Origin of the sequence: Pedobacter cryoconitis (genome assembly GCF_014207135.1) — a bacterium.
Classification (GTDB): Bacteria; Bacteroidota; Bacteroidia; order Sphingobacteriales; family Sphingobacteriaceae; genus Pedobacter; species Pedobacter cryoconitis_D.
The window spans coordinates 1-1,266 of the sequence record NZ_JACHCC010000029.1 but is presented as its reverse complement, the minus strand read 5'-3'; the positions used below and the strand labels follow the sequence as shown (position 1 = coordinate 1,266).

The following is a 1,266-nucleotide window of genomic DNA, read 5'->3' as shown; positions in this document are numbered from 1 at the left end:
TGGAGTTGCTACATTTGAACAGACAGTAAGTTAAGGGAATTTAATAACTTAACAGACTATGTCACGAGAAAGAAAAGCTTACCCCAAGGAGTTCAAGCTGATGAGCGTTGAACTGAGTAATACCCGTAACGATTTGACGGCTCTGGCCAAAGAATTGGATATCAAAGCGTCTTTATTGTATCGCTGGAGGAAGGAGTTTTCCAGTAAACAGAGTACGAGTTTTCCTGGAAATGGGAAAGTTATACTAACGGAAACCGAACAAAAGTTAGCTCGATTGGAAAAAGAGCTTCGTGAAACACAGATGGAACGTGATATCCTAAAAAAGGCTATCAGCATTTTCTCCAGGAACGACAGCAAATATTCAGGTTCATAACGAATCACAGTATGTTATTCCCTGTCGGGAAAATGTGTTTAATATTTAAGGTAAGCCGGGGTGGTTTTTATACATGGTTGAAAAGTGTTCCCTCAAGCAGAAATATTGAAAACCAAATGCTTGAAAACGAGATTCTTCAGGCGTTTGAAAACAGTAAAAAAATATACGGAAGTCCCCGGATCACTCAGGAACTTCATAAAAAGAACATAAAAGTGTCCAGACCCAGAGTTGCCAGAATGATGAGAAAAGCTAATCTGAGAAGTATCGTAAAGAAAAAGTTTAAAGTGACCACCGATTCCAACCATAAGTTTCCTGTACCGGAAAACAAGTTGGATCGTGATTTTAAGCCAGGAACATTAGGTGCTGTTTGGGTATCGGACATCACCTACATTAAAACAAAGCAGGATTGGCTGTATTTAACCACGGTTATAGATCTTGGTGACAGAAAAGTGATCGGTTGGGCATTGAGCACAACAATGAAAGCCATAGATACAGTAATACCAGCGTTTAAAATGGCACAAAAAAACAGGTCCATTATCCAGGAGCTGATCTTTCATTCTGATCGTGGGGTTCAGTACGCCTGTAATGAGTTTAAAAGTATACTGGATAAAAATAATTTGATCATCAGGAGTATGAGCAGAAAGGGCAATTGTTGGGATAATGCAGTAGCTGAGAGCTTCTTTAAGACACTTAAAACCGAATGTATATACCAGCACAAGTTTGTAAACAAAGAGCAAGCAGCAATCATCGTATTTGAATATATCGAAACCTGGTACAACCGTAAAAGGCTACATTCAGCATTGGGCTACATGTCCCCGGAGGAATTTGGTCAAAACTTAAATAAACAAAATATTGCAGCTTAACCCAATGTCCATTTTATTGTTGCAATTCCA

At 38.9% G+C, this 1,266-nt stretch carries 1 protein-coding gene; it reads left to right on the top strand.

Going from position 1 to position 1,266, the window contains the following annotated elements; all coding sequences use genetic code 11:
- Positions 1-58: 58 nt before the first annotated feature.
- A protein-coding gene (locus HDF25_RS25715; protein WP_184629285.1) for an IS3 family transposase occupies positions 59-1,236 on the top strand; the annotation gives its coding sequence in 2 pieces (ribosomal slippage) (positions 59-329 and positions 329-1,236; 1,179 coding nt in all).
- Positions 1,237-1,266 lie beyond the last annotated feature (30 nt).